General features: G+C 70.3%; 18 protein-coding genes. 9 read left to right on the top strand and 9 right to left on the bottom strand.

Translation table 11 applies throughout. The features are described from left to right. Window positions 1-31 precede the first annotated feature (31 nt). Together ACQEU8_RS08740 and ACQEU8_RS08735 are read right to left on the bottom strand one after the other, a co-directional pair. Window positions 32-406 carry a nucleotide pyrophosphohydrolase gene (locus ACQEU8_RS08740; protein WP_433098561.1) on the bottom strand — a complete coding sequence of 125 codons (375 nt, stop codon included), beginning with the start codon at window positions 404-406 and terminating at the stop codon, window positions 32-34. Then, window positions 403-1,659 carry an AAA family ATPase gene (locus ACQEU8_RS08735; RefSeq protein ID WP_433098559.1) on the bottom strand — a complete coding sequence of 419 codons (1,257 nt, stop codon included), beginning with the start codon at window positions 1,657-1,659 and terminating at the stop codon, window positions 403-405. Before ACQEU8_RS08735 ends, ACQEU8_RS08740 begins: the two co-directional genes overlap by 4 nt. A gap of 262 nt (window positions 1,660-1,921) precedes the next feature. Here ACQEU8_RS08735 and ACQEU8_RS08730 point away from each other — a divergent pair, with 262 nt between their 5' ends. The 4 genes from ACQEU8_RS08730 to ACQEU8_RS08715 all read left to right on the top strand — a co-directional run bounded on the left by ACQEU8_RS08730 (window position 1,922) and on the right by ACQEU8_RS08715 (window position 6,290). Then, window positions 1,922-2,749, top strand: a complete 828-nt coding sequence (locus ACQEU8_RS08730) for an enoyl-CoA hydratase family protein (RefSeq protein ID WP_433098557.1) — start codon at window positions 1,922-1,924, stop codon at window positions 2,747-2,749. A 7-nt stretch (window positions 2,750-2,756) separates the two neighbouring features. Continuing rightward, window positions 2,757-5,105 carry a bifunctional salicylyl-CoA 5-hydroxylase/oxidoreductase gene (locus ACQEU8_RS08725; RefSeq protein WP_433098555.1) on the top strand — a complete coding sequence of 783 codons (2,349 nt, stop codon included), beginning with the start codon at window positions 2,757-2,759 and terminating at the stop codon, window positions 5,103-5,105. A gap of 170 nt (window positions 5,106-5,275) precedes the next feature. Next, window positions 5,276-6,031 carry a hypothetical protein gene (locus tag ACQEU8_RS08720; RefSeq protein ID WP_433098553.1) on the top strand — a complete coding sequence of 252 codons (756 nt, stop codon included), beginning with the start codon at window positions 5,276-5,278 and terminating at the stop codon, window positions 6,029-6,031. 31 nt (window positions 6,032-6,062) lie between these two features. Further along, the gene (locus ACQEU8_RS08715) at window positions 6,063-6,290 is read left to right on the top strand and encodes a DUF3099 domain-containing protein (protein ID WP_433098551.1); all 228 of its coding nucleotides are present in this window, start codon (window positions 6,063-6,065) and stop codon (window positions 6,288-6,290) included. A gap of 118 nt (window positions 6,291-6,408) precedes the next feature. Here ACQEU8_RS08715 and ACQEU8_RS08710 read toward each other — a convergent pair whose 3' ends face one another. Together ACQEU8_RS08710 and ACQEU8_RS08705 are read right to left on the bottom strand one after the other, a co-directional pair. After that, window positions 6,409-7,221, bottom strand: a complete 813-nt coding sequence (locus ACQEU8_RS08710; RefSeq protein ID WP_433102239.1) for a PaaX family transcriptional regulator — start codon at window positions 7,219-7,221, stop codon at window positions 6,409-6,411. A 114-nt stretch (window positions 7,222-7,335) separates the two neighbouring features. Further along, window positions 7,336-9,129: an AMP-binding protein gene (locus ACQEU8_RS08705; RefSeq protein WP_433098549.1), complete on the bottom strand. Its 1,794-nt coding sequence runs from the start codon at window positions 9,127-9,129 to the stop codon at window positions 7,336-7,338. A 188-nt stretch (window positions 9,130-9,317) separates the two neighbouring features. Between ACQEU8_RS08705 and ACQEU8_RS08700 the strand changes: the two genes are divergently transcribed. The 4 genes from ACQEU8_RS08700 (at window position 9,318) to ACQEU8_RS08685 (ending at window position 12,760) form a co-directional block, all read left to right on the top strand. Next, the gene (locus ACQEU8_RS08700) at window positions 9,318-10,577 is read left to right on the top strand and encodes an acyl-CoA dehydrogenase family protein (protein WP_433098547.1); all 1,260 of its coding nucleotides are present in this window, start codon (window positions 9,318-9,320) and stop codon (window positions 10,575-10,577) included. Continuing rightward, window positions 10,574-11,002 carry a RidA family protein gene (locus ACQEU8_RS08695; RefSeq protein WP_433098545.1) on the top strand — a complete coding sequence of 143 codons (429 nt, stop codon included), beginning with the start codon at window positions 10,574-10,576 and terminating at the stop codon, window positions 11,000-11,002. The genes ACQEU8_RS08700 and ACQEU8_RS08695 overlap by 4 nt, the downstream gene beginning before the upstream one ends. Before the next feature lie 196 nt (window positions 11,003-11,198). Beyond that, window positions 11,199-12,356: an NAD(P)/FAD-dependent oxidoreductase gene (locus ACQEU8_RS08690; protein WP_433098543.1), complete on the top strand. Its 1,158-nt coding sequence runs from the start codon at window positions 11,199-11,201 to the stop codon at window positions 12,354-12,356. Between the two features lie 110 nt (window positions 12,357-12,466). Continuing rightward, the gene (locus ACQEU8_RS08685; protein WP_433098541.1) at window positions 12,467-12,760 is read left to right on the top strand and encodes a hypothetical protein; all 294 of its coding nucleotides are present in this window, start codon (window positions 12,467-12,469) and stop codon (window positions 12,758-12,760) included. Between the two features lie 90 nt (window positions 12,761-12,850). Here ACQEU8_RS08685 and ACQEU8_RS08680 read toward each other — a convergent pair whose 3' ends face one another. Then, window positions 12,851-14,380: a helix-turn-helix domain-containing protein gene (locus tag ACQEU8_RS08680; RefSeq protein WP_433098539.1), complete on the bottom strand. Its 1,530-nt coding sequence runs from the start codon at window positions 14,378-14,380 to the stop codon at window positions 12,851-12,853. A 624-nt stretch (window positions 14,381-15,004) separates the two neighbouring features. On the opposite strand from ACQEU8_RS08680, the gene acnA reads away from it, so the two are divergent. Beyond that, a complete protein-coding gene (gene acnA, locus ACQEU8_RS08675) occupies window positions 15,005-17,725 on the top strand; it encodes an aconitate hydratase AcnA (protein WP_433098537.1) in 2,721 nt (906 codons plus the stop codon). Between the two features lie 66 nt (window positions 17,726-17,791). Here the strand turns inward: acnA and ACQEU8_RS08670 are convergent, their stop codons facing one another. From ACQEU8_RS08670 to ACQEU8_RS08655, 4 genes are all read right to left on the bottom strand, one after another. Beyond that, the gene (locus tag ACQEU8_RS08670) at window positions 17,792-18,400 is read right to left on the bottom strand and encodes a hypothetical protein (RefSeq protein ID WP_433098535.1); all 609 of its coding nucleotides are present in this window, start codon (window positions 18,398-18,400) and stop codon (window positions 17,792-17,794) included. Continuing rightward, window positions 18,363-20,603 (bottom strand): hypothetical protein, encoded by a 2,241-nt coding sequence (locus ACQEU8_RS08665; protein WP_433098533.1) that lies wholly within the window; start codon window positions 20,601-20,603, stop codon window positions 18,363-18,365. Before ACQEU8_RS08665 ends, ACQEU8_RS08670 begins: the two co-directional genes overlap by 38 nt. A 9-nt stretch (window positions 20,604-20,612) precedes the next feature. Continuing rightward, a complete protein-coding gene (locus ACQEU8_RS08660; protein WP_433098532.1) occupies window positions 20,613-21,038 on the bottom strand; it encodes a hypothetical protein in 426 nt (141 codons plus the stop codon). Window positions 21,039-21,397: 359 nt separating this feature from the next. After that, window positions 21,398-24,811, bottom strand: a complete 3,414-nt coding sequence (locus ACQEU8_RS08655; RefSeq protein ID WP_433098531.1) for a GH92 family glycosyl hydrolase — start codon at window positions 24,809-24,811, stop codon at window positions 21,398-21,400. Between the last annotated feature and the right edge of the window lie 23 nt (window positions 24,812-24,834).

Raw genomic sequence — 24,834 nt, 5'->3', positions numbered from 1 at the left:
CGTGGATAAAAGGCTCGTGTGAATAAGTTCGTCACTCCATAGAGTGACCGGTTCCGGGCTTCGGGAAACGCGTTTCGTTCCTCTCGATCTTTGCTTCCAACGCCGCGAGGGGGTCGACACCCACCACATGAGCGAACTGGAGGAGGTATGCAAGGACATCGGCGACTTCGTCCTCGACCCGCGCGGCCGACTCCGGGTCCGCCATCACCCGGGCCGACTGCTCCGGCGTCAACCACTGGAAGATCTCCACCAGTTCGGCCGCCTCCACGCTCAGCGCCGCGGCCAGGTTCTTGGGGGTGTGGTACTGCCCCCAGTCCCGTGCCTCCGCGAACCGCGCGAGCCGGCGCTGGAGCCCCGCGACCGTACGGGGGTTCTTGTCGTCTGTGTCGTCGTGCTGCTCGTTCACCTCGCAAGGTCTATCAGGGTCACTCCCTCCGTCCGCGCAGCCGCCCGCGCCAGCGCACCACCGGCCGGACCGGTCGCCAGCAGCCGTACGTGGCCCCGCTGCGCCATCCGGCCCGCCAGCGTCAGCAGTTGACCCGTCTGCCGTCCGTCCAGTGCCTGGTCCAGGCCGTCCGCCAGTACCGTCAGCGCCTGCCGTGCCGCCGGGACCTCGTGCACCGTGTCAACCGACAGCACCCCCGGGCCGGTTAGCAGGACCAGCGCCAGCGCCGCGAACCGCAACTCGCCCCCGCCCAGCCACTCCAGCGGGGTGGCGGGCAGCGCTTCGCCCCGCTCCAGTACGCCGCGCACCAGGCTGTTTCCGGTCATTCCGGCCAGTGCGCCGCTCCCGGCGGGCTCGGCCCGCAGCTCCGTGACCGGCCCCGCGCAGCCCTCCCGGACCACGGCCAGCAGCGCGGCATGCCGGGTGGCGCACTCGGCGCGCGTACGACGCAGCACATCGGCGAGGTTGGCGCAGTCACCGCGCAGCCTCCCGTCCTGCGCCGCGACGGGCTCGCGCATCCGCGCGGGCACCGGATCGCAGGGGAACACCGAACGCAGGGCGACCACGACCTGCTCGGCGGCCTCCAGCAGTGTGCGGTCCTCCGTGGTCGTCCCCGCCATCCGCAGGGGCAGCAGCGGGAGGGCCAGCCGGTCGTCGGGGAAGGGCTTGCGCAGTGCCCGGCTTGCGCCCGCCACATGACGGGTGGCGGTAACGGAGCGCCGTGCGGGATCCAGCAATGCCGTGGCCAGCAGAGTCTCCCCGGGCTCGCGGGACAACCGCTCACCGACGACCCGTAGTTCGGGTTCAGCCTGTACGGCGACGTCGAAGCGCAGGTGCCCTGCCGGCCCCCTCACGGCGCAGCCGAGCCGGAAGCCGCGCCGCCCCTGCCGGTCGGCTCTGGCGCTCTGCGGGACGTAGGGGGAGGGGCCCTCGGGTGCGGCGGTCCGCAGGCGGAACACCTCGCCGAGCGGGTTGCCCTGGCCGAGCCTCGCCAGCGCTTCGTACGCCTCCAGGACGGTCGACTTGCCACTGCCGCTCGGCCCCGTCACCACCGTGACGGGGCCGAGCGGGATGGTGCGGGCGCGCAGTGAGCGGAAGGCGGACACGTGCAGCGCGCTGACGGCGGTGGTCCGGACGGCTTGTCCGGGGCCGTCGAGTGTGACTGTGGGGCCGGCCGGAGTGGCTGCTCCGCCCGCGTGCTGTAACGCTCCCATGCCGGTGACCGTACGCACGCCTCGCAGCGGCGAACCGTTCCCGCATGGGCGTGCTCCCCCGATCGGATGACGAGCCGACTGTCGGGCAGTTGGGGCGGGAATCGCTGCCGGCCGCTCTTCTCCGTATCGGCTCTCTGTATCGCGCGATCGTGACGGCAGTCATATACGGGTGATACTTTCGCTGGGTGGCGGCCCGCCCCGTGGACGGTTTGCGGCGGGCGGTCTGCGGTTTGCCGACGGAGCGAGCGACGGAGGCTGCGGGATGAGCCCGTTCACCGGATCAGCGCAGCGCACCGAGGAGTGGCGGCATCTGCGGGTCGCCGAGGAGGACGGGGTCACCAGCGTCACGCTCGCGCGGCCCGCGAAGTTGAACGCGCTGACCTTCGAGGCGTACGCCGACCTGCGCGATCTGCTCGCCGAACTGTCGCACCGCGGCCGTACCCGCGCGCTGGTGCTGGCGGGGGAGGGGCGCGGCTTCTGCTCGGGCGGCGACGTGGACGAGATCATCGGCGCCACCCTGGGCATGGACACCGCCCGGCTGCTGGACTTCAACCGGATGACCGGGCAGGTCGTACGCGCCCTGCGCGAGGCACCGTTCCCCGTGGTGGCCGCCGTGCACGGAGCGGCGGCGGGCGCCGGCGCGGTGCTGGCGCTGGCCGCGGACTTCCGGGTGGCCGACCCCACCGCCCGGTTCACCTTCCTGTTCACCAAGGTCGGGCTGTCCGGCGGCGACATGGGCGCCGCCTATCTGCTGCCCCGCGTCGTCGGCCTCGGCCACGCCACCCGCATCCTGATGCTGGGCGAGCCCGTCCGGGCGCCCGAGGCCGAACGCATCGGACTTCTCAGCCAGTTGGTGGAGGAGGGCGGAACCGCGCAGGCCGCGCAGGCCCTCGCCCGGCGGCTCGCCGACGGCCCGGCGCTCGCCCACGCGCAGACCAAGGCGCTGCTCACCGCCGAGCTGGACCTCCCGCTGTCCGGCGCGGTGGAACTGGACGCCGCCACCCAGGCGCTGCTGATGCACGGCGAGGACTACAAGGAGTTCCACGCCGCCTTCACCGAGAAGCGGCCGCCCACCTGGCGGGGCCGGTGAGGCAGCCGTGACGGGCGTGACTCCTGCGGCCCGTCCGCTGCGCGTCGCGGTCATCGGCGGCGGACCCGGCGGGCTGTACGCCGCGGTGCTGCTCAAGCGGCTCGACCCGGCGCGGGAGGTCACCGTCTACGAACGTGACGCGCCCGGCGACACGTTCGGCTTCGGCGTCGTGCTGTCCGACGAGACTGTTGGCGGTATCGAGAACGCCGATCCCGACGTCTTCGCCGCCCTCGGCACGCACATGGTGCGGTGGGACGCGATCGAGGTCGTCCGCGGCGGCCGCACCCTCACCTCCACCGGTCACGGCTTCGCAGCGCTCGGCCGGCGCACACTGCTGTCGGTGCTGTACGCGCGGTGCCGCGAGCTCGGCGTCGCGCTGCGCTTCCGTACCGAGGCGCCCCCGGCGGCTGAACTGGCGCTGCACCACGATCTGGTGATCGCCGCGGACGGGGTGCACAGCGCCACCCGCACCGCGCACGCCGATGTCTTCCGGCCCACCCTCACCACCCACCGCTGCCGCTACATCTGGCTCGCCGCCGACTTCGCGCTCGACGCCTTCCGCTTCGAGATCGCCGAAACCCCGCACGGCCTCCTCCAACTGCACGCCTACCCCTATGCCCGCCCGTCACCCGACCACCACCCCTCATCGAGGCCCTTCGGGCCGCAGTTTTCGACCGGTGCCTCCACCACCGTCGTCGAGGCCCGCGAAGAGGTGTGGCGGGCCGCGGGGCTGGACCGGCTGGACGACCGGGCACTGGCCGAGCGGTGCGCCGAACTGTTCCCCGTGACGCTGGGCGGGCGGACCCTGCGGGGCAACCGCTCGCAGTGGACGGCGTTCCGCACCGTCGTCAACGAGCGCTGGTCGCACGAGAACATCGTGCTGCTGGGAGACGCCGCGCACACCGCGCACTTCTCCATCGGCTCGGGCACCAAGCTCGCCGTCGAGGACGCCCTGGCGCTCGCCGCCTGCCTGCGCGAGCAGCCCGATCCGGCCGCCGCGCTTGCCGCGTACGAGGCCGAGCGCAAGCCCGTCGTACGGTCCACCCAGCGTGCCGCGCACGCCAGCCTGACCTGGTTCGAGGAGCTGGCCGGCTACACCGGGCAGCCGCCGTACCGGTTCGCCTTCAACCTGCTCACCCGCAGCCGCCGCGTCACCCACGCCAATCTGCGGCTGCGCGACGCCGCGTTCGTCGCGGCGACGGAACGGGAGGCGGGGATACGCGCCGGCACCCCGCCCATGTTCACCCCGTTCCAACTGCGCCGGCTGAGACTGCGCAACCGGGTCGTCGTCTCCCCGATGGACATGTACAAGTCCGAGCACGGCGTGCCCGGCGACTTCCACCTCGTCCACCTGGGCGCGCGGGCGCTGGGCGGGGCCGGGCTGACCATGACCGAGATGGTGTGCGTCTCCGAGCGGGGCCGCATCACACCGGGGTGTGCGGGACTGTGGAACGACGAGCAGGAAGCGGCCTGGCGGCGCGTCACCGACTTCGTGCACCAGCAGTCGCCGACCGCCGCGCTCGGGCTCCAACTCGGGCACTCCGGGCGCAAGGGCTCCACCCGGCTCATGTGGGAGGGCATCGACGAGCCGCTTCCCGAGGGCAACTGGCCGCTGGTCGCCGCCTCCCCGCTGCCCTACCGCCCCGGCGTCAGCCAGACCCCGCAGGAGCTGACGCCCGCCCAAATGGCCGCGATACGGGACGGGTTCACCGCCGCCGCCCGCCGGGGCGCCCGTGCGGGCTTCGACCTGCTGGAGCTGCACTGCGCGCACGGCTATCTGCTCTCCGGCTTCCTCTCCCCGCTGACCAACCAGCGCACCGACGGCTACGGCGGCTCGCTGTCCGCACGGCTGCGCTATCCGTTGGAGGTGTTCGACGCGGTGCGCGAGGTGTGGCCCGCCGAACGCCCCATGACCGTACGGATATCCGCCACCGACTGGGCCCCGGGCGGCACCACAGGGGACGACGCGGTGCGGATCGCCGCGGCCTTCGCCGAGCACGGCGCGGACGCGATCGACGTCTCCACCGGACAGGTCGTCGCCCATGAACGCCCGGACTTCGGCCGCTCGTACCAGACCCCGTACGCGGACCGTATCCGCAATCTGCTGGGCGTCCCCGTCATCGCCGTCGGCGCCGTCTCGTCCTGGGACGACGTCAACTCGCTCGTGCTGGCGGGCCGCGCCGATCTGTGCGCGCTGGCCCGGCCGCATCTGTACGACCCGCACTGGACGCTGCACGCGGCGGCCGAGCAGGAGTACGAGGGGCCGGGCGCGCCGTGGCCCGAGCCGTACCAGGCGGGCAGTCGCAGGCCCCCCACCGGTCGGACCGATGCCCCGAAGCCCCGGCTGGCACTCTGACACCGTGACACATACCGTATGGTATGTAGTGATCCCCAGGTCGTGGGGCCCGGCGCGGGTCTAGGCTGAGCGGTCTCGTTCGCGATCCCCGGCCTCCGGGTGGAAGGCTCCCCGGGGGGCGAACGGGCGAGCCAGCGCGGACACCGCCGAGAGCCGGAAAGGGGATCAATGTGCCCGCTCTGAACCAGGCCGAACTGGTGCTGGTCCACAGTCCGCTGACCGGAGACCTCGTCTGGCAGCCGGTCGCCGACGCGCTGCGCGCACGAGGCCGCACGGTCAGCGTTCCCTCCCTCACCGGTGTCTTCGACGGCGAAGGCCCGTACTACCCGAAGCTGCTGGACGCCGCCGCCGGCCGGCCGGCCGCGCCCTCCGACGAAGCCACCGCCCTTCCGGTCGTGCTGGTGGGCCACAGCGGCGCCGGCCCGCTGCTGCCCGCGCTCCGCGAGCGCCTCACCCGGGGGCAGCATTCGCCGCGCACTGTCGTCGGCACGGTCTACGCGGACGCGCAGTGGCCGCACCCCGGGCAGAGCTGGCTGGCGGCGGCCCCACCCCAGCTCGCCGAGCAGCTGCGCGAACTGGCCCAGGACGGTGCGCTGCCGCCCTGGGACGCCTGGTTTCCCGAGCAGGTACTGATCGAGGAGCTGCCCGACCCGGCGCTGCGCGAGCGGTTCCGCGCGGGCATCCCACGACTGCCCCTCGCCTACTTCGAGGAGCCTGCGCCGGACGCAGCGCTGGACCCGGACCATGCCAGGACGGCCTATCTGCGGCTGAGCCCCGGCTACGAGGAGACCGCGATACGTGCCGAGGCCATCGGCCACCGCGTGCTGCGGCGCACCTCGCACCATCTGAGCCCGCTCACCGACCCGGAGTCCACCGCGGACGCGCTGGAGAAACTGGCCCTGCGCTTCACCGGACGCTCCGACTGACGGGCCCGGGCCGCCGCCGTACGGTGGAGATATGTACGCACGGAGGCGGCGGCGCTATTTCACGCTGATGGCCATCTGCCTGGTGCTGTTCATCAGCGCTTGGGCGTTCGTGCGGCTGTGGTCGGTCCCCGCCGCCATCGGGATGTGCGTCGTCGCCATGGTCCTCCCGCCCCTCGCCGTGATCGTCGGCAACCGCCGGGAACCCGACGACCACTGGTGGGACGAACCACCACCCCCATCGGACCGGCACAGCAGCTGAGGGGGACGCACCCCGAAGGGGCGCGGGGAACGGCGCGACCAGCCACAACGGACGGGCAGCCCGCGAGCGACGGCCAGGGGCACCCCCTCACCGGAATACCGGAGGGTGGGGCACCCCCTCAGCGAGGGAGCCCCTCCCCGTACACCTCGCGTACATACGCGTACCCCGCGTCACGCAACATCTCGTGCAGCGCAAAGAACACCTCCGCCGAGCGCTGCCCCGGCCACCGCCGGGGCAGCAACGCCGACGGCAACCCCGGATCCGCATACGGCAGCCGCCGCCAGGCATCCAGCGCGAACAGATAGTCGCGATACGCCGCCTGCGCGGGCACCCTGCTCCGCCGCGACCAGCGGCGCAGAACCGGCTCGTGCTCCGCGAGGAAGGCCCGGTGGCCCTCCGCGACGGACTCCAGATCCCACCAGCGCGCCACGGCCTCCGCGGTCGGGGTGAAACCGGTGTGACTGCCGAGGAACAGATCGACGTACGGCGCCAGTTCCAGCCGGTCGAGCGCGTGCCGCGTCTCCTCCTCCAGATGCGAGGGCGCGATCCACACCCCAGGTGCGGCGTTGCCGAATCCGAGCCGGGCCAGCCGGGAGCGCAGCACATGCCGCCGGTCGCGTTCGCTCTCCGGAACGGAGAAGACGGCGAGCAGCCAGTTGCCGTCCGGCTCGGGGCGGCTGTAGATGCGGCGGTCGCCGTCGGCGAGGAGCTGCGCGGCATCCGGTGAGGGGCGGTACCCGGCCGACTTGCTGCCCGGCTTGTCCGCCGTCAGCAGCCCGCGCCGCTTGAGCCGGGACACCGCCGAGCGGACCGACGGCGCGTCGACGCCCATGGTGCCGAGCAGCCGGATGAGCACGGCGACCGGCACGGTGCCTGCCACGCTGCCCTCGCTCTCCAGCTCGCGCCCGTAGGCGCCGTAGAAGGTGAGGATGAGGGAGCCGGGCGAGGGCTTGCGGAGCTGGGGTGCTCCTGGGGGCTGGGCGGCTCCGGGGGCCGGTGCGGCCTCGCCGAGCTGCGGAAACACGTTCTGAACCACGCTGCAACTCTAGGGCTGCTGCCCGCTCGCCCCGCCGCCCGGCTCCCGCTCCGGCCGCTGCTCCCGCAGCCGGTAGCGCTGGAGCTTCCCGGTGGGCGTACGCGGCAGCGCGGTGGTGAAGACGAACCGGCGCGGGCACTTGTACGGGGCCAGTTCCGCCTTGGCGAACCGTCGCAGCCGCTCGGCCGTACCGCTGTCGGACGGCACACCGGGGGCGGGAACCACATGCGCGACCACCAACTGCCCCCGGTGCTCGTCGGGAGCGCCCACTACGGCGACCTCGCACACGTCCGGGTGACGCAGCAGCACCTCCTCGACCTCGGGTCCCGAGATGTTGTAGCCGGCCGAGATGATCATGTCGTCGGCGCGTGCGACGAAGCGGAAGTAGCCCTCCGTGTCGCGTACATAGGTGTCGCCGGTGAGGTTCCACCCGTCGCGTACGTAGCTGCGTTGCCGCTCGTCGGCCAGATAGCGGCAGCCGACCGGGCCGCGCACGGCCAGCAGCCCCGGGGTGCCGTCCGGCACCGGCACCAGCGCCCCCTCCGCGTCCTGGGTGACGATTCGCGCCCGGTAGCCGGGGACCGGAACTCCGGTACGGCCGGGCCGGATCGCCTCGTCGGCGGCGGAGATGAAGATGTGCAGCAGCTCGGTGGCGCCGATCCCGTCGATGATCCGCAGCCCCGTACGCGCGTACCAGGACTCCCAGGTGGCGGCGGGCAGATGCTCGCCGGCCGAGACACAGCGGCGCAGCGACGACAGATCGTACGGGGCGGGGCCGGGGTTCCCCAGCAGGGCCAGCATCGCCCGGTAGGCGGTCGGCGCCGTGAACAGCACCGAGACCCGGTGCGCCGCGATCGCCTCCAACGTCCCGGCCGCGCCGCTCCACTGCTCCAGAAGCGCCGAGGCACCCACCCGCAGCGGGAACACCACCAGCCCGCCCAGCCCGAAGGTGAAGCCCAGCGCCGGAGTGCCCGCGAACACGTCGTCGGCGTGCGGACGCAGCACCCTCGCGGCGAACGTGTCCGCGATGGCCAGCACATCCCGGTGGAAGTGGGCACAGCCCTTGGGCTTGCCTGTGGTGCCGGAGGTGAAGGCGATCAGTGCCACATCATCTGCCGCCGTGGCGACCGCCTCGAACCGGTCCGGCTTGGTGGCGGCCAGCCGCAGTATGTCGTCCTGGTCTCCTCCGGCCTCCGGCCGGGTGTGGGTGGCCCCGGAGGTGACCTGTGGTCCGCCCCCGACGTCGAACAGCCCGGTGCGCAGGCCAGGTATCGCTGCCCTGGCCAGCTCGTCGGCCGCCCGCGCGTCGCACAGCGCGTGGGAGATCCGGGCCAGTCGGCAGATGGTGGCCAGCTCGCCCGCCCGGTGCGCCGCGAGCACCGTCACCGCCACGGCGCCCGCCTTCATCACCGCCAGCCAGCAGGCGGCCAGCTCAGGACTGGTCGGCCCACGCAGCAGCACCCGGTTGCCCGGCACCACACCCATCTCGTCGGTCAGTACGTGCGCCAGCCGGTCGACGGTGCTTCGCAGTTCGCCGTACGACCAGGTGCGCCGTGGCGCGGGGGCCGCGGGTCGCTCCCCGTCGGGCGTCTCCCGTCCGGGTGCGGTCAGCCCGCCGGAGTGGAAGACGGGCCGGTCGGCGCCCAGCCGCTCGATGGTCCGGTCCAGCAGTTCGGCGCCGCAGTTGAGGTGCGCGGGATAGTCCAGTGCCGGGTCGTCCAGCAGCAGCACCGGCCACTGGTCCGGCGGCGGCAGATGGTCCCGTGCGAAGGTGTCGACGTGCGCGGACGGAGTCGGAATCATGACCGGTCTACCCCCTCGCGGGCGGCCTTCCGAACGCCGGCCGGCAGGCGCTGGGCTGCCGGCGATGTGGTGCGGCGAGTGGCGTAGAGCGTAACGCCTTGGTGACGGCAGTCAACAGTACGCGATAGACAAGAGGGTGGCGGTCCGCGTGTGTGGGCCGCACCGGGCCACGGCCGAGGGGAGCCGCCATGACCACCACCCCGCCACCGACGTCCTCGTTCGCGCTCACTCCCGAACAGCGCGCGTGGTGCGCCCGGCTGCGTGCGCTGGGCGCCGAACGGCTCGCACCGATGGCCGCAGGGGGCGAGGCGGGACGGGTCGACCGGCCACTGCTCCGCGAGCTCGGCGAACTCGGGCTGCTGGCCCGGGTGGTGCCCGGCGCGGCACCGTGGCGCCGCGTCAGCGCGCTCGATCTGTGCCTGCTGCGCGAGTCGCTCGCCTACTCCTGCCCGGAGGCCGAGACCGCCCTCGCCCTCCAGGGACTCGGCGCCGGGCCCGTCGCCGACGCCGGGACGGACACGCAACGGGCCCGCTGGTTGCCGGACGTGGCCGCGGGGCGGGCCGTGCCGGCTTTCGCGCTGAGCGAGCCGGACGCGGGCAGCGACGCCGCCGCGCTGAAGCTCCGGGCCGAACCGGACGGCGGCAGCGGCAGCCCGGACGGCTGGCGGCTGACCGGTACCAAGACGTGGATCTCCAACGCGCCCTGGGCCGACTTCTACACCGTCTTCGCCCGCACCGGTGAGGCACCCGGCTCCCGCGGAGTGACCGCGTTCCTCATTCCCGCCGACCGTCCCGGGCTGACCGGCGAGCCGCTCGACATGCTCGCGCCGCACGCGCTCGGCACCCTCGCCTTCGACGGTGTGCCCGTCACCCGGGCTGATCTCCTCGGCGAGCCGGGCGGCGGCTTCCGGGTGGCCATGCGCACCCTCAACCTCTTCCGGCCCAGCGTGGGCGCTTTCGCCGTCGGCATGGCACAGGCCGCACTGGACGCCTCGCTCACGCACGCCGATCAGCGGCCCGCGTTCGGCGGCGTCCTGCGCGATCTGCAGTCCGTCGCACACCAGTTGGCGGAAATGGCGACCCGCACGGAGGCGGCGCGGCTGCTGGTGTACGCGGCGGCGTGCGCGTACGACAGTGGTGGCGGGGCCGGTGAGGGGGCTCGGGGCGGCGACGGGTCCCGGGGCGGCGATGGGGCTCGGGGCGGCAGCGACGGGGCCGGCGGCGGCGATGTGGTGCGGCGTGCCGCCATGGCCAAGCTGCTGGCGACCGAGACCGCGCAGTACGTCGTCGACGCCGCCGTCCAGATCCACGGAGCCGCCGCCCTCCAGCGCGGCCACCTCCTCGAACGCCTCTACCGCGAGGTGCGGGCACCCCGTATCTACGAGGGCGCCAGCGAGGTGCAGCGCTCCCTGATCGCCAAGGAGCTGTACCGGGAGCCGCACTCATGAGCACGAGTCCCGAACCCCCCGCGGAGAGCGCCCTGCGCCGGGTCAACCCCGCCCACCTCTCCCCGCCGCGCGGCTTCTCGCACGCGGTGACGGCCACCGGCTCCCGGCTGGTCTTCCTCGCGGGCCAGACGGCACTGGACAGCGTCGGCCGGATCGCCGCCCACACCCTCCCCGGCCAGTTCCGCACGGCCCTCACCAACCTGCTGACCGCCCTCGCCGAGTGCGGCGGTGACCCGTCCCAACTGGCCCGGGTCACCGTCTATACGACCGACGTGCGTGGCTACCGCGCACATGCGCCGGAACTCGGCCGCATTTGGCGTGAGTTGGCGGGGAGGGACTACCCCGCGATGGCGGTCGTGGGAGCCGTCCGTCTCTGGGACGAGGCAGCCATGGTCGAGCTGGACGGCATCGCGGTGCTGCCGTAGCTGTCCGGGGAGCACGCGCCCCGTCAGGGGCGCGGGGAACTGCGCGACAAGCCACAACGCAAGCCGCAGCCCCCGGACGACGGCCAGGGGCACCCCCTCAGCGCTCGCGACGTCTCCGGCGGCACCTCGCGCAGGGGCGCCAACAAGGGCGGCGCGGCGTACCTTTGATGTTGGCGCGGCGAGTCGAGGAGGCAGCGTGCGGATTGTCGTCGTAGGCGCCGGAATCGTCGGCGCCGCCGCGGCGTACGAACTGGTGCGTGCGGGTGCCGAGGCCATCCTGGTCGACGCCGCGCACGAGGGCCGCGCCACCGCTGCCGGCGCGGGCATCATCTGCCCCTGGTCCGGGGCGACAGCCCACCCGCTCGCCGCCGCCGGCGCCGGGCACTACCCGGAACTGCTGGCGGCCCTCGCCGAGGACGGTGCGCACGAGGTCGGCTACCGCAAGGTGGGCGCCCTCCTGCTGCTCCCGCCGGACGAGGCGAGCGCCGAGCAGCTGAAGGCCCGGGTGACAGCGCGTGCCGCGGCCGATCCGCACGCGGGCCGGGTCACCACCGTCGACGCTGCCGAGGCCCGGCGGCTGTTCCCGGCCCTCGGCAACGGGAGCGGCGGCTTCCAGGGCACGGCCCTGCACCTGGCCGGAGCCGCCCGGCTGGACGGCCGCCGGATGCGCGCGGCCCTCGTCGCGGCAGCCGAACGGCGCGGGCTGCGCACGGTCGGCGGTACGGCGAGCATCGAGGCCCGCGGCGGCCGGGTGCGCGGTGTGCGGGTGGCCGGCGAACTGATCGGGGCCGATGCCGTGGTGGCCGCGGCCGGCGCCTGGTCGCCGGGGCTGCTCGGACCTGCCGGGGTGCGCCTCGATGTCGTACCGCAGCGCGGCCAGATCGTGCACCTGCGGCTGCCCGGCTCCGACACCGCGCACTGGCCGGTCGTCCTCCCGGGCACCGGCCACTATCTGCTCACCTTCGACGACTCCCGCGTCGTCGTCGGCGCCACCCGCGAGCAGGGCAGCGGCTTCGACCACCGGGTGACGGCGGCCGGCCTCGCCGAAGTCCTGGACCACGCCCTCGCGGTGGCACCCGGCCTCGCTTCGGCCACTCATCTGGAGACCAGGGTCGGCTTCCGCCCGGTGAGCCCGCACGGCCGGCCGCTGCTGGGCACCGTCCCCGCCCTCGAGGGCCTGGTCGTCGCGAACGGGCTCGGTGCCGAAGGCCTGACGGCCGGTCCGTACGCGGGAGCGGTCGCCGCCCGCCTCGCCCTCGGCCGCGAGCCGGGGCTCGACCTGACGCCGTACGACCCTTCCCTGGCCCCCGGCCCGGAAGGCCCGGAAATGCCCTCGGCACCGCCCGGGCCTTGAGGCGGCCGCCGGTCACCCCCTTGGTCGCCGTCCTGTGGCGCCGCGATCACCTGCGGGAGACGGTGGGAGCACCGGTGTTCCGGATCCCCCACCCGCGAGGAGAACGCACGATGCGCATGCTGCTGAAGGCCAGGCTGGACACGGACAAGGGCAACGAGCTGATCGAGAGCGGCCGGATGGGGGATGTACTCAACTCCATCATCCAGCAACTTCAGCCCGAGGCCGCGTACTTCCACCCCGAGCGGGGACGCCGGTGCTGTCTGCTGGTCTTCGACCTGGCGGACCCGTCGCAGATCCCGCCCACGGCCGAACCGTTCTTCACCCAGATGGGCGCCGAGCTGGAGATGACGCCCGTGATGAACCTGGAGGACGTCCAGCGCGGCATGGCCGCCCTCAAGGGCTGAAAGGGCTGACGCGGAGGATCGTGTCGGCGCGCTCCGCCCCTGCTGCAGGGGAGGAGCGCGCCGGTGTGCCCGGGTGATGAATGTCTGCGGTCAGATGTCCCGGAACGTCTCGATCTGGGCGCCGACTTCGTTGAGGCGCTCGGCGAGATCCTCGTAGCCGCGGTTGATGACGTAAACGTTCCGCAGTACGGAGGTGCCCTCCGCCGCGAGCATGGCCAGCAGCACCACGACGGCCGGGCGCAGCGCCGGAGGGCACATCATCTCGGCGGCCCGCCAGCGCGTGGGGCCCTCGACGAGTACCCGGTGCGGGTCGAGCAGCTGGAGCCTGCCGCCGAGCCGGTTGAGGTCGGTGAGGTAGATGGCGCGGTTGTCGTAGACCCAGTCGTGGATGAGGGTCTTGCCCTGCGCCGAGGCGGCGATCGCGGCGAAGAACGGGACGTTGTCGATGTTCAGGCCGGGGAACGGCATCGGGTGGATCTTGTCGATGGGCGCCTCCAGCTTGGAGGGCCGCACAGTCAGATCCGTCAGCCGGGTGCGCCCGTTGTCGGCCGCGTACTCCGCGCTGCGGTCGAAGTCGAGGCCCATCTCCTCCAGCACCGCCAGCTCGATCTCCATGAACTCGGCCGGCACCCGGCGCACCGTCAGCTCCGACTCGGTGACGACAGCGGCGGCGACCAGGCTCATCGCCTCGACCGGGTCCTCGGAGGGCGAGTAGTCCACGTCCGTGTCGATGACGGGCACGCCGTGCACCGTCAGCGTCGTCGAGCCGATGCCCTCGACCCGTACGCCCAGCTGCTCCAGGAAGAAGCACAGGTCCTGGACCATGTAGTTGGACGAGGCGTTGCGGATGACCGTGACACCGTCGTGCCGGGCGGCGGCCAGCAGCGCGTTCTCGGTGACGGTGTCCCCGCGCTCGGTCAGCACGATCGGCCGCTTGGGGGCGACGCCCGTCTCCACCTCGGCGTGGTAGATGCCCTCGGTCGCGGTGACCGCCAGGCCGAAGTGGCGCAGCGCGCTCATATGCGGTTCGACCGTGCGGGTGCCCAGGTCGCAGCCGCCCGCGTACGGGATGCGGAAGCGCTCCATCCGGTGCAGCAGCGGGCCGAGGAACATGATGATGCTCCGAGTCCGGCGTGCCGCCTCCTCGTCGATGGAGTCCAGATCCAGTTCGGCGGGCGGCACGATCTCCAGGTCGGCGCCGCCGTTGATCCACCGGGTGCGTACCCCGATGGAGGAGAGGACCTCCAGGATCCGGTAGACCTCCTCGATGCGGGCGACCCGACGCAGCACGGTACGGCCGGAGTTGAGCAGCGAGGCGCACAGCAGTGCCACGCACGCGTTCTTGCTCGTCTTGACGTCGATGCTGCCGGACAGCTGCCGACCGCCCACCACGCGCAGGTGCATCGGGCCCGAGTAGCCCAGCGACACGATCTCGCTGTCCAACGCCTCGGAGATACGGGCAATCATCTCAAGGCTGATGTTCTGGTTCCCGCGCTCGATCCTGTTGACGGCGCTCTGGCTGGTTCCGAGCGCTTCCGCGAGTTGGGACTGCGTCCAGCCCCGGTGCTGACGGGCATCGCGGATCAACTGGCCGATACGTGCGAGGTAGTCGTCGGTCATGGAGAAAACCGTATCTCAGATTTGAGATAGTCACGCACTCGGGGGTCCTGAGGCGCGTGTGACCCCTGAGCAACCGCCCGAATGCCCCAGTCAACTTGCGCACACGCCGGATCCGGGGCAGCGGGCGTACGGGCCGCCCGGCGCCCGGCGCGCGGAGCCCGCAGCGACGCGTACCAACCGGTCGGTGTCGGCACACCCCCGCGCACCCCGCCAGCCGGCGTCGGCACACCCGCGTACCCGCCAGCCGCCGTCGCCACACCCCCACGTCCCGGCGGCACGCATCCGCGCGTACCCCGCCGCCCGGCGTCGGCGCACCCGCGTGCCCGCCGCCCGCCGTCGGCGCACCCCCACGCCCCGGCGGCCCGCATCCGCGCACACGCGCGTACCCCGGCGTGCCGTGTCGGCGCACCGCGCATCGGGCACCCGGGGGCAGCGCATGACCGCCGGGCGGTCGTGTACTAGAGTTATCTCGACATCGAGATAACTGGCGACGGCATACGTCGCGGTCGCTGTCGCAGGGCGAGAACGGGTTGGTAAGGATTGGTAAGGCTTACCTAACTTGATTGTCCCGCTCACCATAGCGCACCGGCGGCCGATGCACTCAAGGCACTGAAGGAGACTGTCGTGTCGGCGAACAGCTTCGACGCCCGCAGCACGCTGCAGGTGGGCGACGAGTCGTACGAAATCTTCAAGCTGGACAAAGTAGAGGGTTCCGCCCGGCTCCCGTACAGCCTGAAGGTCCTGCTGGAGAATCTGCTCCGCACCGAAGACGGCGCGAACATCACCGCCGACCACATCCGCGCGCTCGGCAACTGGGATCCCAACGCGAAGCCGAGCGAGGAGATCCAGTTCACCCCGGCCCGGGTGATCATGCAGGACTTCACCGGCGTGCCCTGCGTCGTGGACCTGGCGACCATGCGTGAGGCCGTCAAGGAGCTGGGCGGCGACGCCGACCGCATCAACCCGCTCGCCCCGGCCGAGCTGGTCATCGACCACTCCGTCATCGCCGACACCTTCGGCACCTCGGACGCGTTCAAGAAGAACGTCGAGCTGGAGTACGGCCGCAACCGCGAGCGCTACCAGTTCCTGCGCTGGGGCCAGACCGCCTTCGACGAGTTCAAGGTCGTCCCGCCCGGCACCGGCATCGTGCACCAGGTCAACATCGAGCACCTGGCCCGTACCGTCATGGTCCGGAACGGGCAGGCCTACCCCGACACCCTGGTCGGCACCGACTCGCACACCACCATGGTCAACGGCCTCGGCGTCCTGGGCTGGGGCGTCGGCGGCATCGAGGCGGAGGCCGCGATGCTGGGCCAGCCCGTCTCGATGCTCATCCCGCGGGTCGTCGGCTTCAAGCTCACCGGCGAACTGCCCACCGGCACCACCGCCACCGACCTGGTGCTCACCATCACCGAGATGCTGCGCAAGCATGGCGTCGTCGGCAAGTTCGTGGAGTTCTACGGTGAGGGCGTCGGCGCCGTGCCGCTGGCCAACCGCGCCACGATCGGCAACATGTCGCCGGAGTTCGGCTCCACCGCGGCGATCTTCCCGATCGATGAGGAGACCATCAACTACCTCAAGCTGACCGGCCGCAGCGCCGAGCAGCTCGCGCTGGTCGAGTCGTACGCCAAGGAACAGGGCCTGTGGCACGACCCGGCCCAGGAGCCCGAGTACAGCGAGTACCTGGAGCTGGACCTGGCCACCGTCGTCCCCTCGATCGCCGGTCCGAAGCGCCCGCAGGACCGCATCGCGCTCGCCGACGCCGCGCACAAGTTCGGCGAGGACGTCGTCAACTACGTCTCCGAGGCCGACACCGACGAGGCGGGCAAGGAGTCCTTCCCGGCCTCCGACGCACCGGCCGTCTCCAACGGCGTGCCCAGCAAGCCGGTCCAGGTCACAGGGCCTGACGGTGCTACCTACGAGATCGACCACGGTGCCGTCGCCGTCGCCGCCATCACCTCCTGCACCAACACCTCCAACCCGTACGTCATGGTCGGCGCCGCGCTGCTGGCCAAGAAGGCGGTGGAGAAGGGCCTGACCCGCAAGCCCTGGGTCAAGACCACCCTGGCCCCCGGCTCCCAGGTCGTCATGGACTACTACGACCGGGCAGGGCTCACCCCCTACCTGGACAAGCTGGGCTTCAACCTCGTCGGCTACGGCTGCACCACCTGCATCGGCAACTCCGGGCCGCTGCCGGAGGAGGTCTCCAAGGCCGTCAACGACAACGACCTGGCCGTCGTCTCCGTGCTGTCCGGCAACCGCAACTTCGAGGGCCGGATCAACCCGGACGTCAAGATGAACTACCTGGCGTCCCCGCCGCTGGTGGTCGCCTACGCCCTCGCCGGCTCGATGAAGGTCGACATCACCACCGACGCGCTCGGCACCGACCAGGACGGCAACCCGGTCCACCTGTCCGACCTGTGGCCGTCCGAGCAGGAGATCGAAGAGGTCGTCGCCTCCTGCATCGGCCAGGAGATGTTCACCAAGGACTACGCCGACGTCTTCGCCGGTGACGCCCAGTGGCAGGCGCTGCCGGTTCCCACCGGCAACACCTTCGAGTGGGACCCGCGGTCCACCTACGTGCGCAAGCCCCCGTACTTCGAGGGGATGGGCATGGACCCGGCCCCGGTCGAGGACATCTCCGGCGCCCGCGTACTGGCCAAGCTGGGCGACTCGGTCACCACCGACCACATCTCCCCGGCCGGTGCGATCAAGGCCGACACCCCGGCCGGCAAGTACCTGACCGAGCACGGTGTCGAGCGCCGCGACTTCAACAGCTACGGCTCCCGCCGCGGCAACCACGAGGTCATGATCCGCGGCACCTTCGCCAACATCCGGCTGCGCAACCAGATCGCGCCGGGCACCGAGGGCGGCTTCACCCGGGACTTCACCCAGGAAGGCGGCCCGGTCTCCTTCATCTACGACGCCTCGCAGAACTACCAGGCGCAGGGCACCCCGCTGGTCATCCTCGCGGGCAAGGAGTACGGCTCCGGCTCCTCCCGCGACTGGGCGGCCAAGGGCACCGCGCTGCTGGGCGTGCGCGCCGTCATCGCCGAGTCGTACGAGCGCATCCACCGCTCGAACCTGATCGGCATGGGCGTCCTCCCGCTCCAGTTCCCGGAGGGCGCCTCGGCCGACTCCCTGGGGCTGACCGGCGAGGAGGCCTTCACCATCACCGGCATCACCGCACTGAACGACGGTGACACCCCGGCCACGGTGAAGGTCAGCACCGACAGCGGCGTTGAGTTCGACGCGGTCGTCCGCATCGACACCCCCGGCGAGGCCGACTACTACCGCAACGGCGGCATCCTCCAGTACGTCCTGCGCTCGCTCATCCGCGACTGACACCTGGCGCCACCGCTCACACCACGACGGGCCGCACCCCGCAAGGGGCGCGGCCCGTCGTTCCGTCTACTTTGGGGCCTGACACGGAAGCTGCTTCTTCACCGCCTCGGAGAAGGGAACGATAAAGCGCTTCATGGCCTTCTTGCTCTCTTCCGGGTCTTCGGGCTCGTGCCGCGCTTCGACCTCGATCAGGTAGGTGTCGGCCGGTACCGTCTTGTGCTTCTCGCCGGGGGGAGTCCGCGTGCCGAGGCGCGCCTTCGGGTTGAGACACGGGAAATGAGATGCTGCTGCCCTTTCCCCGACGATGTGCTTCCCACCTTTGAGGCGAGTGGGGTCGTTGATATCGTAGCCGCGAATCTTCAAGTCCTTCCGCAGCACCCACGACCCGCTGATCTCCAACTCCTCTTCGCCGTCCACGCTCAATCTGCAGTCGAGGCCGACCTTATCTGTTGGACCTGGCGAGTCCTTCTCGCTGACCTCCTTTCCGCCTGGCAGGAAGGGCTCGACCTTCTCCGGATCCACCTTTGTGCCGCATAGACTGCTGGGCACCTGGTATTCCCGCTCCGGTTCACCGCACCCGGACACGAGCGCCAGAGCCAGCAGAGCAGCGGTGGCTATCTTCAGTGAGCTCGCCGCTTCAGTCCGAAGAGCGTCGCGCCTTATTATCGAAGGCATTTTCCCTGATCTTTTCACCGTGGTCGTATCCTTCGGTAACGTCTCGCGCAATGCCCCTGCTGAAGGTTGCCTGATCCACTCCTGGTGGATATCCCGCTTCTCGTACAGCCTGCTGGCCCCACCGCTCTGCCTCTTGCCGTGTATCGAAGGACACGGCTGCCCCGCTGGCCGCATCCTGTTCCAAAGTGTTCTTCTTGTGGCTTTCCACCACGGAGTCGACTACTCCTTCCGTGGCACCGGTGATCACCTCGCCGACGACAGGGAATCTTTCGGCCGCTGCTCCCAGCGGCACGCCGATAGCTTGTTTAGCCCATTCCCCGCGCTTTTCAACCGCTTCGTTGAACTCCTTTTCGGTCGCCTCCCCATCGACCTGAATAGCGTCGTGTCGAGCCGAGCCGAGTATTCCTTCGAGGGTGCCACCGTTGTAGGCGATTCCTCGGATGTTCGCGGCTGATTGCCCGTCGAACTTGTCGGGGTGGTGCACCACTTCGCGCATCAGCTCAGCCTGGTATCTCTGTGCGCCCAAGGTGGCTTCTGCGTGTCCTTCAGGGTGACGTCCGACAGCATCAAGAAAACGAGCGGTGGCTTCTTGCTTCAGGGGAACCGAATGTTCAACCAGGAACAGTCCCTCGTTGCTCCGTTTGCTTCCTGCTGCCATCGCCTGATTGATCTCGGGCATGTATTCTGCCGAGATTTTACCCATGCTGTCGCTGATGTCTCGGGAAACGAAATCGTGGTTATCATCCACGGCCTCGGTAATCCTGCGCACGATGTCTGCCCGCGCTGGTGTATGTTCCGGTGCGGCCTGCCCGGGGCGGTCGTACGGAGTGCCGATGGTGGCGGACTCAAGCGCATGTCCCAGGGCGTCCTTGCCGCCCAGCACCCGTTCACCTCGGACAGGGGAGGCACCGTCATTGTTCCAGTGGTAATCCTTGCTGGTCAGCTCACTCAGGTAGCTGTAGTCGATGGTTTTCCCCGGGTCGATCTTCCCGTTTTCGTCGTAACCATCGACTGGCTCATCGCTGGGGTCCTTCGAGAAGAACGCCTCGGAAGCCTCAGGGCTGTGCCCAAGTGCTTCCAACACGCTGGTCACGGGATCGTATCCGGAGTTCTTCTTCCCGTTCGGGTCGAGCCCGAACTGCATGTCGGGGCCGGAAGGGCTGTTCCAGTAGCCCTTGGGGTGGTCGTGCTGAAGTTGCACCACGTGCTCGGCGATGGGGGTGAGGAACTTCTTGTCGTAGTTTCCGTAACGAAGGATTCCTCCGAGGAGCTGATAGCCCTTGGGTTTGAAGCTGAGCCCGTCGATGTGGATGTCCTTCGCGCCGAGACGTCGGAACTCAGGCCCCCAGTTCAGATAACCCTTGTGGTCGGGGTCCGTCGCAGTGGCGAGAGTCGGTCCCAGGTACCGCTGGAGGTCCTGTACGGCGTTGAGGCGGGACTTCCCTGGATCCCCCGTGCCGTCGATGGACATTCTGGCGTAGTATTCGAGCGTCTCCTTCGGGCCCCCGAGTCCCTTGAAAAAGGTGTGACTGAAGGTCGGGTTGTCCTTGTTGTATTTAAGGAGCTCCGCCAGTTCGCGGATCTCCTTGTTGCTCGCCTCGGTACCCTTCTTGGCAATGGTCAAAGCCTGCTTGGCCTTGTATTTGTCGATCGGTCCGTTCTTCGCGAAGTTGTGGGGATCGTTGCCGTGGATCTGGGCGAGAATGCCCGCTGTGTAGGAGTCCCGGCTGTCTGCCCGAGCGACCAGGTCCGCCAGTTCTTCCCCGAGAATCTTGAGCTCCTTGCGTCTCTCCTCCGAGACAACCTCGTTCTGGTGGCCGGGCTGTGGCGGATACTTGCAGAGAATCTGCCCATCCTTGCCATCCGAGATCTCAATGCCCTTGCGTCGCGCGGCATCGACTTTTGTCTGCAACTCGTCCTGGACGGACTTCAGTGCGTCGTATGCGGCGCTCAACTCCTTGTGGAGGTCCCTGGCTTGGGTGTGGGCGTCTGTGACCTCATCCGCGATTGCCTTGACAAAGGGGCGAGTCACATCCGCGTTCACGCCGGCCCATCGGGCCTTGTTCGCCTTCTTGAGCATGCCACTGTGTGCTTCGGTGGCCGCGTCGTCCAGCTTGCCGACCATGGTGTCCCATTGGGCGATCGCCGACTTCAAGGGACCGAGGTCGACCTGGTAGACGCTCCGCCAGGTGAGTCGAGCCATGGTGATCCCTTACTTGATCCATTTGTAGATCGCCGAGGTGGAAGTCGGTTTCCCGTCTGGTGACTTCATGGAGGCGGCGATATCCGCGTCCTCCCTGGCGTGCGTCGCCTTGGTGTAATCCAGGTGGTTGGAGATGCGCGCGCAGCCCTGTTGCAGTGTCCTGCGCTGCGTGTCCCACATTTTCACCACCGTGCGCAGTGCCTTCCCCATCCGGAAGTCATGCTGGTCGAGTTCTCGCGCAGCTCGGTCAGTGGTGCTGTGACCAGAGCCGTCGAGCCCCTTGCCGTCAATGTCGGCGCACTTCTGGAGCTGGCGGTGCAGTTTGTAGGCGTCTTTACCCACGTCCCCCAGGTCGTCCTGGTGAACAGTGAGACCTGGGGTGTAGTTGCCATCCGGGGACTGTCGGTTCTCCGCGTTGTAGCCGTTGAGTCTCATGTGGGGAGAGGACTCCCTCTGGGCTCCGGACTTGAGACCCGCCCACTCCTCATCGAACGTCATTCGCCCCCCTGGTGCTCTGTGTCGGTTGTCGGTCAGCGGCAGTGGCTCGGCGGCGACCGCTCACCCTTTGTCATCCCCCGAGCAACGGATTGTAGGGGGTGCATGACCCGGTGAGGCGGGAGATCCACCGAAGGCTCCAGGGACGCACGCAAGTAGAGCGCGAGCATTCCGCACATCCTGTGGTCTCCAGGCGACGAGGTGCTCCGACGAGCAGGAACGAGCCGTACCGGAGGCTCAAGTCCCCTGACCGCGCAGTACGTACCTTGCCCGACACAGTGTCTGTCGCGCCTGAATGGTCAGTCCCTCCCCAGCAGTTCGAGCTCCGCGAGCCGACCTCCCGGTTTCGTCGGGACCAGGCGGTAGCTGGGGTAGCGGCCGGGGTGGGGGAGGGCGAAGACGCGGGTCTGTTTGTCCCAGCGGAAGGTCTCATCCGTGCGCCGGTCCAGCGTGTGCCAGCGCTTGCCGTCGCGGGAGCCCTCCAGCCGCCAGCTGCCGGGCGCCGTGCCCCGGTCCTCGGAGGTGAGGGTGTACGAGGTGACGCGGGTGCCCTTGCGCACGGTGACCGGGGCGTCGGTGAGCTCGGCGGCCGTGCCGGAGGTGTCGTCCAGCAGTGGGGAGTCACCGGGCTCGGTGACATCACCCTGGGGTGCGGGCACCTTGCCGTCCTTGGTCAGGGACGACGGCGCCGCGCCGCGGCCGGAGCCCCATTTCGACGGCTTCGGGCCCATGGCGAACTCCAGCGTGCCGCCGTCCGCCAGCAGTTCGTGCGGCAGCGCGGTGGAGTGCCACCGCTTGCCGTCGACCTTCAGCCCCTGGACGTAGACATTCTTGGCGCTGTTCTTCGGCGCCCTGATCACCAGATCACGGCCGCCCTCCAGATGGACGGTGGCCTTGGTGAACAGCGGGGAGCCGACCGCGTATTCGGGGGAGCCCATCACCAGCGGATAGAAGCCCAGCGCGCTGAAGACGTACCAGGCCGACATCTCCCCGTTGTCCTCGTCGCCCGGATAGCCCTGGCCGATCTCGCCGCCGACGTAGAGCCGGGAGAGTGCCTCGCGGACGGTGGCCTGCGTCTTCCACGGCTGCCCGGCCGCGTCGTACAGGTACGCGATGTGGTGCGAGGGCTGGTTGCTGTGCCCGTACATGCCCATCCGCACGTCGCGGGCCTCGGTCATCTCGTGGATGACGCTGCCGTAGCTGCCCGCGTACTTCTCCTCGCCCGTCTCCGGAGTGGCGAAGTAGCGGTCCAGTTTCTTGCCGAGGGAAGGGCGGCCGCCGTAGAGGTTGGCCAGGCCGCGGGTGTCCTGGGGCGCGGTGAAGGCGAAGTTCCAGCCGTTCGTCTCGGTGTAGTCGTAGCCCCACACCCGCGGGTCGTACGCACCGGGCGGCAGCCGCCAGGAGCCGTCGGCGGTACGGCCCTGGAAGAAGCCGGTCTTCTTGTCGAAGAGGTGGACGTAGTTCCGGGCGCGCTGGCGGAAGTAGCCGGACTCCTCCATGTACCGCTTCTTTCCGGTCTTCTCGTACAGCGCCTTGCCCATGTTCGCGATGCCGAAGTCGTTGAGGTAGCCCTCCAGCGCCCAGGACATGCCCTCCTTGGTGTCGGTGCTGGTGTAGCCGAGGAAGGGGGAGGTGGTCATGCCCTTGCGGCCAACGCCCGGGTCGGGCGGCGCGACGGTGGCGTTCTTGACGGCGGCGTCGTAGGCGGCTTCCGCGTCCAGGTCGACGCCTTTGAGGTACGCGTCCGCGAAGGCGACATCGGAGGAGGTGCCGGTCATCAGATCGGCGTAGCCGGGCGAGGACCAGCGCGAGATCCAGCCGCCGTCCTTGTACTGCTGCACGAAGCCGTCGGCCATCTTCCCCGCCTGCTTCGGTGACAGCAGCGCATATGCGGGCCAGGTGGTCCGGTAGGTGTCCCAGAAGCCGTTGTTGACGTACACCTCGCCGTCGACGATCTTCGACCCGGTCTCGGTGGGGGTATCGGGCTTCTCGGCGGGCGAGAAGGGGCTGGCGTACCGGGTCCGCCCGCCGGCCTTCTCGTGGCCCGCGTTGGGATAGAGGTAGAGCCGGTAGAGGTTGGAGTAGAGCGTGGTGAGCTGGTCGGAGGTGGCGCCCTCGACCTCGATGACGTCCAGCAGCTCGTCCCACCGCGTCTGCGCCCGCTGCTTCACCTGCGCGAAGGAGCGGTCGGCCGGGATCTCGGCGCGCAGATTGGCCTTCGCCTGGTCGACGCTGATCAGTGAGGTGGCAATCCGCATGGTGACGGTGCGGTCGCTGCCGGGGGCGAAGCGCAGATAGCCGGCGGCGTCCTTGCTGCCGCCGCCCGACAGCTTGCTGCCGCCGGTGACGGGTGCGTCGAACTCGGCGTGCACGAACATCCGGCTCGCGCCGGTCGATAGTTTGCTCTTCACCTCGGACCAGCCGCTGACCACGCCCTTGTCGGTGTCGAGTGTGAGCCCGGCGTTGTCGTCGACGTTGTCGAAGAGCAGGGCGGCGTTCTTGCCGGGGAAGGTGAAGCGCATCATCGCGGCGTGGTCGGTCGGAGTGATCTCGGCGCGCAGCCGGTTCTCGAACGTGACGCCGTAATAGTGCGGCCTGGCCGTCTCGTTGGAGTGCCGGAAGGGCAGGGCACGGGCGGTACGGGAAGCGTCCGGGGCGCCCTTCGCGGCCGACGGCATGACCTGGAACGTCTGCCGGTCGCCCATCCACGGGCTGGGCTGGTGGGCGGCGCTGAAGGCTTGCAGCGTCGGCAGGTTCTCGGCGTTGTTCTTCCGCGCGTACTCGTACAGCCAGTCCTTGGCGCCCGCATCGGTCACCGGCGTCCAGAAGTTGAAGCCGTGCGGCAACGCCGTGGCGGGAAAGTTGTTGCCGCGCGAGAAGCTGCCGCTGGAGTTGGTGCCCCGGGTGGTGACGACGTGGTCGGAGAGGTGCGCCTTGGCCTTGGACGGCTTGTCGGGGGCGATACGTACATCGTCCAGCCAGCCGTCGAAGGGGCGGGCGCCGCTCGCCGGGCCGGTGTGCGCGTCGTAGCCGAGCAGGACGCGGTCGACGGTCCGGCCCTCGGCGACGCGGCCGATCGCGGCCTGGACGTTGTTCCACTGGTTGACGTACAGCGTCTTGGCGGCACCCTGCGCGGCCGGGGTGAGCCGTGTGCCGTGCTGGTCGGTGGCGCGCAGTTCGCTGAGGTAACTGCCGTCGGTGAAGGCGAGGTCGACGGCGACGTGAGTGGCGGCGTACGAACGGTCGTCGCCGGTCATCCCGGGGAAGAGCCGGTAGGAGAGCACGGTGTCGCGGGTGACGGTCACATCGACGTCGAAGACCTTGTTGTACGCGTATCCGCGGCCCGGCGCGGTGTGTTCGCCCGCGTAGCGCAGCGCGTGGGTGCCGGTGAAGCCCGCGCGGGTCTTGGCGGTCGGGGACGACTCGGGCCCGGTGCCGGTGCGAGTGGCCAGCCCCGGCCTGCCGTCGGCGGTGACCCCGTCGGCGCGGGGCCTGCCGTCCGGTCCGGTCTCCACGGTGTCGCTCCAGTCGGGCGGTGGCGTGTCCGGCTCGAACGACGAGGCGAACCGGGTGGACCGCGGGCCCGAGCCGGGGTCGGGCGCCGCCGCGGCGTTGCCGGCCTGCACCGTGGAGGTGACGAGCAGCGCCAGGATCGCTGTGAGCGCGGACCGCCGGGCATGGTGACCGAACCGGGGCAGCGGGTTGCGGCGCACGCGGACCTCTCAACAGGGTCGAC

The organism is Streptomyces sp. CA-250714 (assembly GCF_050936705.1).
In the GTDB taxonomy this organism is placed as follows: Bacteria; Actinomycetota; Actinomycetes; order Streptomycetales; family Streptomycetaceae; genus Streptomyces.
This window is presented reverse-complemented; position numbering and strand designations above follow the sequence as displayed.